The 14,704-nt window shown below is 41.7% G+C and carries 17 protein-coding genes and 2 CRISPR repeat arrays; of the genes, 7 read left to right on the forward strand and 10 right to left on the reverse strand.

All coding sequences use genetic code 11. The features are described from left to right. The 3 genes from APA_RS03075 to cas2 form a co-directional block, all read left to right on the forward strand. Positions 1 to 551, forward strand: a 551-nt coding sequence (locus tag APA_RS03075) for an IS630 family transposase (RefSeq protein ID WP_201320743.1), incomplete at its 5' end; no start/stop codon positions are given. A 296-nt stretch (positions 552 to 847) separates the two neighbouring features. Then, a CRISPR array of direct repeats spans positions 848 to 1,627; the repeat unit is 27 nt; unit sequence CCAAACACCCCGCAAGGGGACGGAAAC. Between the two features lie 148 nt (positions 1,628 to 1,775). Further along, positions 1,776 to 2,891 (forward strand): CRISPR-associated endoribonuclease Cas6, encoded by a 1,116-nt coding sequence (gene cas6, locus APA_RS03080; protein WP_201320855.1) that lies wholly within the window; start codon positions 1,776 to 1,778, stop codon positions 2,889 to 2,891. Then, a complete protein-coding gene (gene cas2 / locus APA_RS03085) occupies positions 2,892 to 3,152 on the forward strand; it encodes a CRISPR-associated endonuclease Cas2 (RefSeq protein WP_201321015.1) in 261 nt (86 codons plus the stop codon). Positions 3,153 to 3,396: 244 nt separating this feature from the next. Beyond that, positions 3,397 to 5,253: direct repeats of the CRISPR family, unit length 35 nt; unit sequence CTTTCATGCTTACAACCCCGCAAGGGGACGGAAAC. 112 nt (positions 5,254 to 5,365) lie between these two features. Here cas2 and APA_RS03090 read toward each other — a convergent pair. From APA_RS03090 to APA_RS03100, 3 genes are all read right to left on the reverse strand, one after another. Continuing rightward, complete coding sequence (locus APA_RS03090; protein ID WP_201320856.1) at positions 5,366 to 6,187, reverse strand: hypothetical protein; 822 nt, start codon at positions 6,185 to 6,187, stop codon at positions 5,366 to 5,368. 78 nt (positions 6,188 to 6,265) lie between these two features. Beyond that, positions 6,266 to 6,430, reverse strand: a complete 165-nt coding sequence (locus APA_RS03095) for a hypothetical protein (protein WP_201320857.1) — start codon at positions 6,428 to 6,430, stop codon at positions 6,266 to 6,268. Further along, positions 6,427 to 6,636 carry a hypothetical protein gene (locus tag APA_RS03100; RefSeq protein WP_201320858.1) on the reverse strand — a complete coding sequence of 70 codons (210 nt, stop codon included), beginning with the start codon at positions 6,634 to 6,636 and terminating at the stop codon, positions 6,427 to 6,429. Before APA_RS03100 ends, APA_RS03095 begins: the two co-directional genes overlap by 4 nt. Before the next feature lie 87 nt (positions 6,637 to 6,723). On the opposite strand from APA_RS03100, the gene APA_RS03105 reads away from it, so the two are divergent. Further along, positions 6,724 to 6,861: a hypothetical protein gene (locus tag APA_RS03105; protein ID WP_201320859.1), complete on the forward strand. Its 138-nt coding sequence runs from the start codon at positions 6,724 to 6,726 to the stop codon at positions 6,859 to 6,861. Positions 6,862 to 7,428: 567 nt separating this feature from the next. On the opposite strand, the gene APA_RS03110 is transcribed toward APA_RS03105, so the two are convergent. After that, entirely contained in the window at positions 7,429 to 7,656 is a 228-nt protein-coding gene (locus APA_RS03110; RefSeq protein WP_201320860.1) for a hypothetical protein, read from the reverse strand. A 526-nt stretch (positions 7,657 to 8,182) separates the two neighbouring features. On the opposite strand from APA_RS03110, the gene APA_RS03115 reads away from it, so the two are divergent. Then, positions 8,183 to 8,428: a hypothetical protein gene (locus tag APA_RS03115; RefSeq protein WP_201320861.1), complete on the forward strand. Its 246-nt coding sequence runs from the start codon at positions 8,183 to 8,185 to the stop codon at positions 8,426 to 8,428. Here the strand turns inward: APA_RS03115 and APA_RS03120 are convergent. Both APA_RS03120 and APA_RS03125 read right to left on the reverse strand, forming a co-directional pair. Next, on the reverse strand, positions 8,425 to 9,690 hold the full coding sequence (locus APA_RS03120; RefSeq protein ID WP_201320862.1) for a Y-family DNA polymerase: 1,266 nt from the start codon (positions 9,688 to 9,690) through the stop codon (positions 8,425 to 8,427). The two genes, APA_RS03115 and APA_RS03120, sit on opposite strands and share 4 nt — an antisense overlap. A 291-nt stretch (positions 9,691 to 9,981) precedes the next feature. Next, the gene (locus APA_RS03125) at positions 9,982 to 10,593 is read right to left on the reverse strand and encodes a hypothetical protein (RefSeq protein WP_201320863.1); all 612 of its coding nucleotides are present in this window, start codon (positions 10,591 to 10,593) and stop codon (positions 9,982 to 9,984) included. Positions 10,594 to 11,067: 474 nt separating this feature from the next. On the opposite strand from APA_RS03125, the gene APA_RS03130 reads away from it, so the two are divergent. After that, on the forward strand, positions 11,068 to 11,229 hold the full coding sequence (locus APA_RS03130) for a hypothetical protein (protein WP_201320864.1): 162 nt from the start codon (positions 11,068 to 11,070) through the stop codon (positions 11,227 to 11,229). Between the two features lie 104 nt (positions 11,230 to 11,333). Here the strand turns inward: APA_RS03130 and APA_RS03135 are convergent, their stop codons facing one another. Together APA_RS03135 and APA_RS03140 are read right to left on the reverse strand one after the other, a co-directional pair. Beyond that, positions 11,334 to 11,528, reverse strand: coding sequence for a hypothetical protein (locus tag APA_RS03135; protein ID WP_201320865.1), 195 nt, complete (start codon positions 11,526 to 11,528; stop codon positions 11,334 to 11,336). A gap of 231 nt (positions 11,529 to 11,759) precedes the next feature. Continuing rightward, positions 11,760 to 11,948, reverse strand: a complete 189-nt coding sequence (locus APA_RS03140; protein WP_201320866.1) for a hypothetical protein — start codon at positions 11,946 to 11,948, stop codon at positions 11,760 to 11,762. A 129-nt stretch (positions 11,949 to 12,077) separates the two neighbouring features. Here APA_RS03140 and APA_RS03145 point away from each other — a divergent pair, with 129 nt between their 5' ends. Then, a complete protein-coding gene (locus tag APA_RS03145) occupies positions 12,078 to 12,347 on the forward strand; it encodes a hypothetical protein (protein WP_201320867.1) in 270 nt (89 codons plus the stop codon). Positions 12,348 to 12,687: 340 nt separating this feature from the next. Here APA_RS03145 and APA_RS03150 read toward each other — a convergent pair whose 3' ends face one another. Next, a complete protein-coding gene (locus APA_RS03150; protein ID WP_201320868.1) occupies positions 12,688 to 14,334 on the reverse strand; it encodes a hypothetical protein in 1,647 nt (548 codons plus the stop codon). Then, positions 14,331 to 14,672 (reverse strand): DUF3007 family protein, encoded by a 342-nt coding sequence (locus APA_RS03155; RefSeq protein WP_201321016.1) that lies wholly within the window; start codon positions 14,670 to 14,672, stop codon positions 14,331 to 14,333. The genes APA_RS03150 and APA_RS03155 overlap by 4 nt, the downstream gene beginning before the upstream one ends. Between the last annotated feature and the right edge of the window lie 32 nt (positions 14,673 to 14,704).

A 14,704-nucleotide genomic window follows, 5' to 3' on the forward strand; every position in this document is an offset into this window, starting at 1 on the left:
ATAGAGAGAAACAGCAACAACTCACCGAATTGCTTGAACAGGAAATGCAGGGCAAAATCGATTTGCGATATCTTGATGAAAGTGGCTTTTCTTTGACTCCACCGATTCCCTATGCTTGGCAAGAGAAAGGACTGGGTTTAAGCCTACCCAGTCAACGTAGTAAGCGGTTAAATGTCGTGGGGTTGATGAATCGAAACAATGACTTATCTGCTTATGTTTTTGAACGTAGTATCACCAGTGCAGTCATTCTCGCTTGTATTGATGACTTTGCTCGCCAATCTACCAAGCCTACTGTGATTGTTATGGATAAAGCCTCTATTCACACCAGTCAAATGATTAATGAAAAACTGGAGGAGTGGAAAAGTCAGCAAGTCGAGATTTTTCTGTTGCCTCCTTATAGTCCCCAGTTAAACTTGATTGAAATTTTATGGCGGTTTATGAAATATGAGTGGATTGAACTAAATGCATATGAATCTTGGGAAAGTTTAGTCTCATATGTTGAAAAAGTTCTTCGAGAGTTTGGTTCAAAATATGTAATTAATTTTGCTTAACTACTTATATTGCTGATGATAAACGTCACCATCTAGTTTTTACATAATTTAATATTATTAAACTAGACAAAAACTTGGTTTAGCAATTATAGTTTTTGCAGCCACCTCCATAGGTGGCAAGAACCTTGAAAACCGCATTATTACGTTGACCTCTGGAGGTCGCGCTCTCCATAAGGATTTCCGCCTTTACAGTTATAGTCTTATTGCGAATTTAGCAAGCTTATTGACTATGTAAATGACCTATGGAGATCGACCCTATTAAAAGCTTTACTGTGTAAGCCTCAAAAATATGAGGGCTTTCACCCCAAACACCCCGCAAGGGGACGGAAACAGTAGAATTTGGATTCTTCATAATTTTGTGACTTTGTAACCTTTCACCCCAAACACCCCGCAAGGGGACGGAAACACTTTAGCAGCAAGACTGTCGTGGAAGTGAGCGTATCTTTAGACCTTTCACCCCAAACACCCCGCAAGGGGACGGAAACATATCGTTAGCAGTTTCCAACGAGATCTTGTTGTCCAAAGCCTTTCACCCCAAACACCCCGCAAGGGGACGGAAACGTACAGAACGCATCCCAAAGGCACTTGGCATTCAGGACTTTCACCCCAAACACCCCGCAAGGGGACGGAAACGAAGAAACGCAAAACAAAGCGTAGAAACAACAGTAGACTTTCACCCCAAACACCCCGCAAGGGGACGGAAACTGACAAGTGGAATCCGAGCGGGATGGCTTCAGTAAGCCCTCCTTTCACCCCAAACACCCCGTAAGGGGACGGAAACAAGAGTTGAGGAAATCAATCAATTGAGCGAGTTTTTGTCTTTCATGCCAAACACCCCGCAAGGGGACGGAAACTCTAGCCACGAACAAGCTTGTGCCCTCCAATGCCAGCTTTCATGCCAAACACCCCGCAAGGGGACGGAAACCAAAAAAACCGCACGCCAACATCGATCCCAGCGTCGTCTTTCATGCCAAACACCCCGCAAGGGGACGGAAACCTTCGTATTTGATTACATTAAAATCTCTGAAAAAACAGAAGTAACTTTCACCCCAAACACCCCGCAAGGGGACGGAAACGTAAGGGAAAGAGAGAAGAATGAAGATCGAAGAGTAAAGAAAATGCTAAGAAAGAAAAAATTGTAGTAATCCAATACAATTAAATGCATAAGTTCGTTCTTCGATCTTCCCTCTTCTGCCTTTAAATTCCCTACTTCCGCCTTTGCCTATGAACTCCCAATGGTCAAACAACACCGAACTCGTCGGCATCACCCTGACCCTAAAACCACGCAACGATATTATCCTGCAACCCAACTACACCACAGGACTCCACGCATGGTTTCTGCATCAAGTCCGCGACAGCAACCCATCCCTCTCCGCCTACCTTCACGACGGACAATCCGAAAAAGCCTTTGCCATCTCACCCCTTAACGGCAAGCTCGAACCTAAAAACCAAAACCTCATTGCCAAAGCCGACCATACCTACACATGGACAATCTCAGCCCTGTCTCAACCAGTATGTGATTGGCTAAAAACATGGTGCGATCGCCCACCCTCCACACTCGACCTCTATGCAGGTAACTTTGCGATCGCGCAAATAGAAACCACCCTATCGCCCACCACCTACAACAAACTCTGGTCAGCCCCCCTCCCCCAGCAAGCAAACTTCACCCTCAACTTCCTCAGCCCCACCAGCTTTCGCCAAAAACAACATCACCTCCCATTACCCATCCCCACCAATATTTTCCATAGCTACCTTCGCCGATGGAACGACTTTGCACCCGAATCTTTCCCTCAAGAAGAATTTCTCCAATGGATCGAACAAATAATCTATGTCACAAATTACGACCTCACCTGCACCAAAGTTGCAGTCGCTAAACAAGGCTATGTAACGGGATTTATCGGCAATGTCGAATTTGGCATCGATCGCAAAGCAAGCCAAAACTCAGATTTTGAGAGACTACTGTATGCACTGATTCAACTCGCACCCTATTGCAGCACAGGACATAAAACAACCTTCGGCTTAGGACAAACTAGACTGATTGGGAAAGATGAAATAAGAAACGGGAAGAATGAAAAAGAACCAATCGCAACAACTCCAATTCAAGAACATTTAATGCAGAGAATTGCGGAACTAACCGATCTATTTCTGCAAACAAAAAAACGACAAGGAGGCGATCGCGCTCAGAACACCGCCACAGTCTGGGCAACGATCTTAGCAAGGTATGAACTAGGCGAAAGTCTCAAAGCGATCGCGATCGATCTCGATATGCCCTATGAAACGGTCAGAAAATATGCCCAAGCTGCGCGTAAAGCGATCGGTGCTTTAGAAACAGTTCCATAAATTTACGATATTGCTGACGATAAGCGTCGCCTCAAGTTATCAAATTTTCTTGAGGGGCATGGGCGGCGTGTGCAAGAAAGTGTGTTTGAGTGTTTTATAAGTTTAGATGACATGAAAAAACTCCATGTTAAAATTAAAAAACGAGTAAAGCCTGAGACTGATAATGTGCGGATGTACTGGATTCCGTCGGATGCTTTGCCTAAGGCTCTAACTGTCGGCAGCAATCCGCCAGCACCTCCACCCAGTTTTTACATAATTTAATGTTATGAAACTAGACAAAAACTTGGTTTAGCAATTATAGTTTGTGCAGTCACCTCCATAGGTGGCAAGAACCTTGAAAACCGCATTATTACGTTGACCTATGGAGGTCGCTCTCTCCATAAGGATTTCCGCCTTTACAGTTGTAGTCTTATTGCGAATTTAGCAAGCTTATTGACCATGTAAATGACCTATGGAGATCGACCCTGCTAAAAGCTTTACTGTGTAAGCCTCAAAAATGTGAGGACTTTCATGCTTACAACCCCGCAAGGGGACGGAAACTTTATTGCTTTGTTCAGATAGTCGCTTTTTAACAAATAGCTTTCATGCTTACAACCCCGCAAGGGGACGGAAACTTTTTAAAAGCATACTCACAGGTCAAATACGCGGGATCTGACTGGGAGCTTTCATGCTTACAACCCCGCAAGGGGACGGAAACCTTGGAACCTTCTGATGAAAGTGGCGTTTTTTTCAAAAAGGTTCTTTCATGCTTACAACCCCGCAAGGGGACGGAAACTGTGCATTACCATCATCACTGACGGTAATTTCAACTTCTCTTTCATGCTTACAACCCCGCAAGGGGACGGAAACCTATACTTTTCCCGTCACTTATGATCGTGGCGATTTCCCAGACACTTTCATGCTTACAACCCCGCAAGGGGACGGAAACACTGCAATGTCGTTGGCTTGACTAGAATCGATCTTTCCAGCTTTCATGCTTACAACCCCGCAAGGGGACGGAAACCATGCAGTTTGATTATTAACTTGCACGTCCGCTGGGCTCTTTCATGCTTACAACCCCGCAAGGGGACGGAAACAAATGAATCATTAACGTCTAAACCTTTGTGAGTAATCGCACTTTCATGCTTACAACCCCGCAAGGGGACGGAAACTTGACTTTGCGGTAGCCGTAACAAGCCCCACAACCAACTTTCATGCTTACAACCCCGCAAGGGGACGGAAACTCATCTACAGCAACGGATACTTTGGTTCTATCTGACGAATTGCTTTCATGCTTACAACCCCGCAAGGGGACGGAAACTTTTTTGCCATGGATTGCCGAAGCATTCTATAATCTACTCCTTTCATGCTTACAACCCCGCAAGGGGACGGAAACTTTCCTCATGGATTCTACCTTTCCATTCCAGTTTTCTGCATTTCTTTCATGCTTACAACCCCGCAAGGGGACGGAAACTGCATGTTTTGCAGTATAATGAAGTTTTTAAGAGCCTCGTGCTTTCATGCTTAACAACCCCGCAAGGGGACGGAAACCCTAAGGAATATTTTTTGTTGAGTGTTCTGTGTGTTCTTTCATGCTTACAACCCCGCAAGGGGACGGAAACTCCTTGTGGCAAATATCTAGAGCCTCTCTAGCAATGCGTTGCTTTCATGCTTACAACCCCGCAAGGGGACGGAAACCCCCAGCTTTTTCGCCGAGGTCATTGGGTGAAAGCGTCCCACCACTTTCATGCTTACAACCCCGCAAGGGGACGGAAACCCTTCTGGAGTGATCGTCTGCTGGGCGTTAACAGGGATTCTTTCATGCTTACAACCCCGCAAGGGGACGGAAACATTGCAAAAAAGTCTATTTGCGCTTGAACTTTAATTGCCGCTTTCATGCTTACAACCCCGCAAGGGGACGGAAACTATGCTCCTTCTTCAGCTTTTCCGACAACAATTTGAACAACAGGTCTTTCATGCCTATAACCCCGCAAGGGGACGGAAACATCGTGTCAATCAATTGACCTTTATTCATCGTCAGAATCAACTTTCATGCCTATAACCCCGCAAGGGGACGGAAACTGTCACAGCGTAAAACTCTCCGTTCGGAAGTCTTACGACCGAGTTTCAAACCCATAACCCCGCAAGGGGACGGAAACCCAACTGTTTCTAAATTAAATTTGAACGAAATATTAGCGCCCCGACATTTTCAAACCCATAACTCCACAAGGGGACGGAAATAAAGCTCGTCGCAAATATCAGCAGACCGAGTATGGTTCGTTTCAAACCCATAACCCCGCAAGGGGCGGAAACATTTGTTTTGCCATAGTTTTTCTTTTCGTAAGCATCCTTCACGCCTAAAACCCCGCAAGGGGAGGAAAACTCTTAGGAAAGGCTGAAGAAGGAAGGCGAAAAATGAAGAAAAGATGAAAATATAGAAATACTAAAATTGTCGCGATCGGAAATATTTTTACTCTTCCGCCTTCACTCTTCCCTTACCCCCTTACTGGGCGCATATTATAAGAAATGTCCACCTCCATAATTGGACAAGAATCAGACTGAATAATATATTCCAAATATCGATTTTGACTAGCACAAGCAATCACCATTCCTGCCGTCATCGACTTCGTACCACCCGTATAGTCAGCAATGATTTTTGACTCGCTAATTCCTTTGCTTTCAGCATCAACGTAAATACTTTGAATCAACCTCTGAATATAGTTCGGATCGTCCACAAACTGCTCAGGTACAAGCAAGCTAACATCAGGAGCATTCTCATTCTTGATAACATAATCACCAAAAAAAATATTTGTCGTCATCAAACATCCCTCCTGAGCTAACCTTGCCACCAGCAGCTCAGCCTCATCCACCGACTTTTCCGTACAGATCAACCAACAATATTGATAGATTTGATTTTTACCTTCGTCCCAATGAAACCGAATCGCCCGTTCTGCGGGAGAATCCCTTTTGGGACTCATGAACGCAATTAAGCCGACATAATCCCTTTTGACAGGTCGAACATTTGCGATCGCACCACCTTGAGGACTAAAAAACTTACTAAAATACTGACTAACTTTGAAAACAAAATCAGTACCATAAATTATCAAAAGCATCATCACAATGATGAATGCTAGACCAGTTATTTGAACCGTGCTTTTGTCCTTAATATTCAGAGAGTCCTTGATCAAGTCCGCCCCTGTATTCCACACCAAATCAAATATCCCATTTGCAATAAACGGTAAAACGATCAGTGCGACCACAATAAACAGGAACAAATTACGACTAGGATCGAAAACAGCACGCTTAAAAGGATTCATCTTCAAAAACTCTCTAGCAGACAATGTTGTTAGTGTATCCCTCAACGGAATACTCCTTTACCAAAGCCTCAAAAAAATCTAGCAGACTAGTAGCTTAATTTCTATCCTCAGAGGCTTTGTCAAATATTTTAGCGATCGATACAATTCAGACTCATGGGATTGGATCGCAGCGATCGCAGTTTGACTGAGCTTAGGATCGCCATGCACCCACCAGATCCAGATATGCGTATCTAAAACAATCATGCCAATTCCCAATCAGCGAGGGCAACTGGTTCTAGGGGATCGATATATTCCACAGGCAACCCACGCAAGGGATATTTAGCATCAGTGATTTGAGGCTTGTGCTTAGTTAAGCCAAAGGATTGCAGCAACTTTAGAACCTTGGTCAAATCACTTTCTGACATGGCTTCAACTTCTTGGATGATTTGCTGCTTTGTGGTGACAGTCATTGGTTTGTCTCCTTGGTCATTTATGCAATATAGCACTCACAAAATCCTCTCAGTTGTTGGATATGCGATCGCCGTTTTGCAACTTTAGTGTTTCTTTTACAGTGCGATCGCAGTGGTGAAACTCAGTCTTTAGAACCAAGGCGATCGCACTGCAAAAGCACATTCCGAACGCGAAGCAACAATACAGATCGTGAGAGTAGCGATCGCGAAACGAACAAGTTGTAAAAAGCAAAGTCTATTGTTTCTTGAGGCGTGGCTAATCGCAGATATTAGGCGCTAGTAGAAATACCTGCGATTGACCATGCCGATCTTTTTGGTTCCGTAGCCTAGCATAACGACACATCAGAACATTAGATAGTTTGCGCACCCCAAAATAGTGTCGATTTTTTTGTGTTTTGTAGGCTTAAATTCTAGTAAATAAGAGAGAATGAATAAAAATCAGCAAAAAACAAAAATAAATAGACAATAACAATCAAAATAGAAAGATATTGATTGTTTTGCGATCGCTTAAACCTGAAAATTTGATTACCTCAAAAAAGTTTACCGATCCCTTCCTTTGCTAGAGCGAACTTACAAAAAGTAGTTAGCTACAACACAGACAAAAAATTAGAATAAACCGATACTAGTTACAAACAAAATGTTAGTAAATAGATAAAGAATAAGTAGCTTTACCTAACATTTTAGTTTCGATGATACAACTCATGCATTTTATGTCTCGACTCAAAGTTTTAAAATCTTCTAGTGTTTAAGCACCTTAGCAAATTAGTTAAGGGCGCTTTTTCGTTTCCATATTTATGGAAATAATATAGTCAAAATTAATGCTTGTTTAGTATCTATATCCAGAGTTTGAAAATATTCAATTTTTTTGCGTTGGCTTGAAATCTCTGCTATCTCCTTAGATACCCTAATTATGATATCGTTATCAATACATTTTTTTATATCATTATAAAGTTCGATCGCCCGCTCTACAGTCGATCTCCCAAATAGGTTGATTAATTCCGCCTTTAACTTTCGATTCATGAAGAGTAATCCTGTAAGATCAATAAATCGTTACCGTAAGTAACCACGATTTTATTGATTTGTCAATTGCTTTTAATCCAACAATTTTGTGTACTCATTAATGGCTAGAAGTGGAATTTATATAAATGGAAATAGCATTTATATAAGCCTTACTCGCTTTACAAGCCGCTATTGCAAAAGCTGAATTTAGTATGCTTTAAATAAATCTTAAACAGGCTTTAAATAAACCTTAAACAGGCTTTAATTAAACTTTAAACAGACTTTTTTCTCATTCAATATTTCTATCCGACATCACATCTTGGTCAGAGATCTGAAACTAAATCCTCTAGTTTACGTGACATTTTCTGCGATCGCTATTAACTTCCTCTAGGACAGCGATCGCAATGTCTCTTCAAGCATTAATTGTGATTGAGATCGCATTTACTCACACTCAACATCACAGGAGCATAGATTCGAGATCGCATCCCCAACCTTGATAGAACGCGATACTAATCCCATAGAGAAAAACGTTCACAGGGCAAAAGCAATGATCCTCAATTCACTAAACCAAGTTCGCTCGATTGTAATCAACACCATTGTTGGCACTGAACAAGCGATTATCTTTCTAGGCAAAACCTTTGTAGTCGATAAAGCATATAACTCTCTCAACGAAGCGATCGCAGGATGTAGAAGAGATTTAGATTTGGGCATGGCAGTCTTAATCGCACCAAATGCCAACCAGTTTAGTGTTTGGGTATCAATTCCTAACGAAATGATTTTGCAAGCTGTCTAAATTTTCACTACCAGCAATTCATCCCAACGGCTCGTATATCTGGGCGATCGCAAATCGCTTCTCATTTTCCAATCTTGCCTAATCCCCTCACTGGCAAACCGAATCGTTCCAGAGCCATAGCGTCTATTTAGCGAGTTAATTACTGCCATTAACTTTTCATCGGGCGGATCGACTGCGGCTGCTAGCAAATCCAACTGCACCGCATCAACCGAGCTAATATCATTGAGACTAACGCCACATTTTTTATAACTGAATCCTTCGCGAAATAAACTCGACATACAGAGCTTGGCAAACCGAATCAATACTTGAGAGCTATTCGTTGCCGTCGGCAGAGATACAGATATCGAATTACTATATTGCAAGTCATTGGGTTTGAATCGGTTGGTTGTTAGAAAAACCCCTAGAACCGAAGTTCTTAATTTCCTATGTCTTAATTTCGCCGCCGCTCTTGCTGCATGGTAGGCGATCGCTTCTTGCATTTGTTTGAGCGTAGTTACGGGCTGTCCGAACGATCGCGAACATATCATGTTCTTTTGCGGTGGGGCGATCGCTTCCAGTGGCAGACAAGACAAACCGCGCAGTTCGTGCATAATCCTGACACCGACAATGCCCATGATTTGTTTTATAAGCGATTCATTCGCATCTCTTAACTGAGCCGCTGTCGTAATGCCAAGCGATCGCAGTCTTACTCCTAAAAGTTTATTTATTCCCCAAATATCTTCGATTTCTAGATTGTTCAGTACGCGATCGCGAATATCATCAGTCAGTAATTCGGCAACACCACTTACTGATTTCTTAGCAACTCGATTAGCAGCTTTGGACAAGACCTTGGTTGTGGCAATCCCAATACCAGTCGGAATACCAGTCCACCTAAGAATTTTCTGCTGCAATTTGGCGCAAAATTCCATCATTCCATCGGTTCCCAAATGCGCGAAGCCCGATAAATCTAAAAAGCATTCATCAATCGAATAAATCTCGACTTCTGGTACAGATGCAAAAAGAACATCGTAAACACGATGACTTAGATCTCCGTAGAGTTCGTAGTTTGATGACAGGGCGATCGCTCCAGCATTGTGAAGTTGCTGTTTGTGTTTGTGGTAAGGCGCACCCATCGGAATCCCTAGCGCTTTTGCCTCTGGCGATCGCGCCACGATACAGCCATCATTGTTAGATAGCACGACCACAGGCTTACCCTCAAGCGATGGGTCGAACACACGCTCACAGCTAACGTAGAAGCAATTACAGTCAACTAGAGCAAACATCTTTGATATCTGTACGAAAATCTTATTCTAGCAAGCTAGGGTTAAGGTTGGGTGCGATCGAGATCGATTGAATAGCTAAAAAGCTTAACCTCAACTTCTTTACGTCTAGCCTTGTCAATGGTTTCTTGCGTCCCCTCAGTGCCATTGACATGAAAAGCAATTAGTTCATCGGCAATATCGATAATTTGGGAAAGTAGTTATAGCCAATCCAAAAGATGAGAGGCGGCGCGAAGCGCCGCCTCTCATCTTTTGGATTAGCTACAGCTAGTTATACATGCAAGAGATAAAAAGTTAGACTTTTTCTTGGAGAGCGTTGATGCGATGACCAGTATTAATCAAAATCTCTTTAGTTGTAATCACATCCGCATTTTCACCAATTACCACTACCAAAAATTTTCCTGCGGCGATTTCTGCCTCATATTTACGGGCTTCCGACTCAACAATTCCCGCACTTTTCAAAACTTTAGTCAACCCACCATCTGCTTCGATATCCTGCCAGTTTAGCGATCCATAGCCATGAGCAGCATCATGATAATTTTTGCCCAGCACAGAAATCTTGTTTCTACCTATCCCTGCCTCATGAATTTCCGTTGCGACATTCTCTGATTCAATACTTGTCGAAAAAACATCAACTATTATGAACTTCTCAACTACAGGAAGATTAGCCTGACTTGTACCACCATCTTCTACATACATCGGCGGTTCGATAGCATAGTTGTTTATCAACCCTTCTGTATCTACGGTATAACCATCGGCAGTGTGAATGCTGTCAGCATCTTCTGCATTATCAGGAGTACGCTTATAATTGACTCCTTCCCGCTCTTTACGGGCTTTGGTCTCTGCGGGAACGATGTTAGGATCGAAAGAATCAGTAGTTGTCTCGGCTTGAACTTCTGTACTCATGATGCTCTCCTTATTAAATTTGAGGACTGTTTACCTGAGTCGAATTTAACAACTCCGTATAAATAGTAATTTTAATAAGTTGGTAATTGATTCTTTGAATGAATTGAGTGAATTGATTGATTTCAATACAAAACGTAGGAAAAAGAAAGTTGCCTCCTATGAGAGGTGCTTCGACTCCGTTCAGCCAGCGTATAGCAATACAAGAAATAGCTACGACAAATTAAAACCCAAATAAATAGAGGCGGCGTTTCGCGCCGCCTCTATTTATTTGGGTTTTATGCCCTAAGCAAAACTTGCATTGCTATGGACATTTGGTTGCCCTGCTTCGCGATTCCACAAAGGATTTATCAACTGCGTTCCACGTAACATCAGTTAGTAATACATCTAGTTTTAGTACTTCGGCAGGCTCAGCAATAGGAAAATCTGATTAATGGATAAAGATTATAATGTTGAAAGACTAGACGACTAAAGCTTATGACAACTCACGAAGACTTTTTAATTGATTCTCTTAAAGATCGAGAAGAATCTGCCGCTTATTTAACAGCAGTTTTGGAAGATAAAGATCCTGAACCAGCGCTATTGCCTTTAGGATTGGGTCACGTCGCGGCTGCACTAGGTAGTGATAGCGATCGCTAATGGGTAAAAGATTTTGTAGCAAATAATAAAAGTCAAACTGTGTATGAGTTTGCACAATACTTAAATAGTTTGGGACTAAAGCTTCAAATAAACAGTAAAAGTAATTAAACTTTGATGCAAACTTCCACTAGAACATCAAACATGGAAATAAAATCTGCTAAACCTAAATCAAAACTCAGATACCTACGCCTGTTATTTTTCATTCCTGCGATCATCGCTTTATTGACTATGGCATATTGTATCTGGCAAATATTTCCTTGGTTTGTGGCTATGTCGATCGCAGCCTTTTTCACCCTCATTTACCTTTGCCCATAGGGATCGCTTGCCGAAACCCGATACTTGCCTTTATCAGGATATGCGATCGCTTAATTTATATATGTCATGAATAGGCGATCAGAACTCATCACAACTACTTTTATTTCACTTTACCGCACAATTAATTCCTGACTTGCAAACGCATAATTGTTTGTAAGGAAAAATCAATTACCCCAATTTTTACCCCGTCACCTAGTTGACAATGCTCAAAAGTCTTACTCTACAAACTTTCCTGCAAATAACGATACTACGCTGACATCGTGGCACGAGATAACAGCTTTGATATTTACCAAAAACTTTCTGATGATACGGATTTTGGCAATCTTTTCCGTCAGATAACGTTTAATAATTTTCATAAATATCGAAGCGATCAAAGAAATCAAAATATTGAATAATTTACTCATAATGCTGTTTTTGACTATCAAATGACTATCGTTAGCAATATGCTTTTCTGAATCTGTTATTGTGTAAGAATTACAGCAATCATAGACATCGACTCATACTCGTTGATATGTCGGTTCGATTCCGACACCTTGGATTACTTATTACAGAGCGATCGCCTGTCAATCGAGTTAAGTAAGAAATTTGCTTTAGGGGAAATTGCTTCAATAATGCTAGTAGTGACGGAAGACATTCAGTCAATATTCACAGGGCTTAAAGATGATCTCGTTGCGTCATTACAATTTTTATTGGGCTATCCGCTTAAAGAGTGTGATCGCACTGATTTGAGATTTTGGTATGTGGGGGCGGGGCAAAATGTGGCACAGGCAAAGAATAATTGCCCGATCGCTGTGGGATTTTGAGACTTTTGCCTGGAATAGTGATGATCTGCGATCTCGTTTGGTGCGACTCAATCAAGAGAATTTGGTGCTTACGAATTGGTTTAAGTTTGCCGAGATTAAGCAAAAAGCAGAAATGAAAGTGATGCTACTAGCGCAAAAAACAACTTTCCTACTGAGATTTGTTACAAAGCATGGGGGAGCGTCTTAGCGATAAAAGCGCTGATCATGATTCCACCTTGGCGCAGTGTCAATGGTCGGATAGCGATGCAAGTTGCACTCAAGCAGATATTTGGGTTGTCTAGTTAAATGCATATGATGCTATTTGAGTTACAGTACACTTTTTAAAACTACAGGTCGTTTACTATTTTAGGATTACAACTTCGCCAAGATTGCTTGCGGCTTTAAACTCTTTTCCAAAATCACAAGTTGCTAATTCACCAAGTTGGATATTGCGCTCAAGGTCTGGCAAAGACGAATTAATTTCTAGAGATCTCAAACAAAGTGAGAGTCGGGTTATTTCAATAGATTCTTCGGCAACATCACAACCAAATAAATTATGTTGCAGGATATGGGTTATTACAGTTGTTGGTGTTTTGTGAGCGATCGCCTCATCATCAGTAGAGAATTTAGTTAACAGGTAATGGATTCGCTCGTGTTCAGAAAGTAAAAACTCTAAAGCTGTTACGAGCAATACACCAGCACCACATTTAGGATGTAAGATTTTGATTCTCAACAGACGCTCTTGATATTCTTGGCAGTATGCCAATATGTCTTGATGATTTTTTGATATAGCTAAATGCTGCTGCAATATGCGAATTACCGACTCACTTTGCAAAATTGCTTTACAAGGTAATTTCGGAATACGGCGCTTACTAAGGTTACTTAGATCTTTACGATATTGCGATAACTCTCTGATTGATTCATCAAAAAGACAAGTCAGAATATGACGCGTAATATCTTCGCAAAAGTCAAACCGAGCTATTTCCTTGATCTGACGACACAACTCATCGCCAACGAATAAAGCCTGATCTAAAATGCGATCGCTTGCAAATAGGCTATATGAATAAGCATTAATGGGACTGTGATATTTCGCATTGCCATTTTGTACCCAACTAAATATAGCTTTATAGTTTTCCCAAATCGGTTGCTCAATATATGGGTTTTCAAATTCGTAAGCGTCTTTAATTAAGTTCTCAGGTAATAGCTGCCGATCTTCACAATAAGCAACAAACAAAATACGGTTTAGAAGTTTTTGGGCTTGATAAATCGCGATCGCGATCGCATCTTCAGCTTCGATCTGGAGATGATTTTCAGCATTTTCGACAGGATGCGCTAATAGTTGCAACCGATAGCGAAAATCCTTGATTAACTGACTGCGGATTTTACAATAGTGACTATAAAAATTTTTGAGAATCTCGGATTCTAGCTGGTGAGACTCTTCCAGCAAATGAGTAGTGCGCGATCGCTCTTCGCTCTTCGCTATTCCTCTAAGCAAAGTCCGCCGCGACAATAAAAAATAAAAAGCTTTGAGCTGTTCTAAATCCGCTAACGAGTCCCAAGCAAATCTCTGGCAGAACAAACTCGATACATGGCGATGATAAAGACAAATTTCTCGATAATCTAAGACAATCAACCATTCAGTGGTTTCATGCTCTGGTTCTGGCTTAATAATCGCCCCTTCCTCCGCAGTGCTAACTCGGATTTCGGCGATCACATTTTCTGAGGTTTCTGTGAAAAAACCTAAAGCAGGGTGTGGATGCAACTCTAATTCCCATGCCCCACCGTTGCTCTCAAAGGGAGATTTATAACCCAAAATATCAACAAAAATATCATGCAAAAACTGTGCTTCGGCAAGTAGGTTAGATGGTTCCCCATCACTAGCAAAACTCAGCCATTTCTGCACTATTTGAAAGCGATCGACCAAATCCTTGGGGAAGCCAAAGGAACTAATCCGCTTTGCAAGTGGCTTAGGATGAAATAGTGAATAGTAAGGCGATCTCTGATTCATTCATCTTTGATTGCTTTTTGAGCTGAGCTTTGCGCTAGTTGATTTTCTGCATCTACTTCTGCAAATAAACTTTCGCGCTCTTCAGGTGACATTTCTTCTAACTTCTTGGCTAGAACAGCTTTTTTGTAATCATCTAGCTGCTGATTGTAGGTCATAGTTTTTGTCACAGCTCGGAATACATAGGTGGAAATCCAAGCTATTAATACCCCTATCAAAACCACTTGACTCCAAACACCTGCATTCGTGGCATCGAGACCAGAGGCGCGAAACACCCAAAATGCAACTCCACCAAACCCGAAAAAAGCAACCATAATTGCTATGGCATCAATGCGGCGCATAGTTTTAATCTCAAAAATATTTTTCATTAAAC

The sequence above is a fragment of the Pseudanabaena sp. lw0831 genome, from assembly GCF_016584665.1.
In the GTDB taxonomy this organism is placed as follows: domain Bacteria; phylum Cyanobacteriota; class Cyanobacteriia; order Pseudanabaenales; family Pseudanabaenaceae; genus Pseudanabaena.

What these genes read in the sequence shown, in the direction of transcription:
- APA_RS03130 (WP_201320864.1), top strand. Translation starts at nt 11,068, where the DNA reads ATGACAACTCACGAAGACTTTTTAATTGATTCTCTTAAAGATCGAGAA.
- APA_RS03135 (WP_201320865.1), bottom strand. Translation starts at nt 11,528, where the DNA reads ATGAGGGTGAAAAAGGCTGCGATCGACATAGCCACAAACCAAGGAAAT.
- APA_RS03125 (WP_201320863.1), bottom strand. Translation starts at nt 10,593, where the DNA reads ATGAGTACAGAAGTTCAAGCCGAGACAACTACTGATTCTTTCGATCCT.
- APA_RS03150 (WP_201320868.1), bottom strand. Translation starts at nt 14,334, where the DNA reads ATGAATCAGAGATCGCCTTACTATTCACTATTTCATCCTAAGCCACTT.
- APA_RS03090 (WP_201320856.1), bottom strand. Translation starts at nt 6,187, where the DNA reads ATGAATCCTTTTAAGCGTGCTGTTTTCGATCCTAGTCGTAATTTGTTC.
- APA_RS03100 (WP_201320858.1), bottom strand. Translation starts at nt 6,636, where the DNA reads ATGACTGTCACCACAAAGCAGCAAATCATCCAAGAAGTTGAAGCCATG.
- APA_RS03140 (WP_201320866.1), bottom strand. Translation starts at nt 11,948, where the DNA reads ATGAGTAAATTATTCAATATTTTGATTTCTTTGATCGCTTCGATATTT.
- cas6 (WP_201320855.1), top strand. Translation starts at nt 1,776, where the DNA reads ATGAACTCCCAATGGTCAAACAACACCGAACTCGTCGGCATCACCCTG.
- APA_RS03110 (WP_201320860.1), bottom strand. Translation starts at nt 7,656, where the DNA reads ATGAATCGAAAGTTAAAGGCGGAATTAATCAACCTATTTGGGAGATCG.
- APA_RS03115 (WP_201320861.1), top strand. Translation starts at nt 8,183, where the DNA reads ATGATCCTCAATTCACTAAACCAAGTTCGCTCGATTGTAATCAACACC.
- APA_RS03120 (WP_201320862.1), bottom strand. Translation starts at nt 9,690, where the DNA reads ATGTTTGCTCTAGTTGACTGTAATTGCTTCTACGTTAGCTGTGAGCGT.
- APA_RS03095 (WP_201320857.1), bottom strand. Translation starts at nt 6,430, where the DNA reads ATGATTGTTTTAGATACGCATATCTGGATCTGGTGGGTGCATGGCGAT.
- APA_RS03155 (WP_201321016.1), bottom strand. Translation starts at nt 14,672, where the DNA reads ATGCGCCGCATTGATGCCATAGCAATTATGGTTGCTTTTTTCGGGTTT.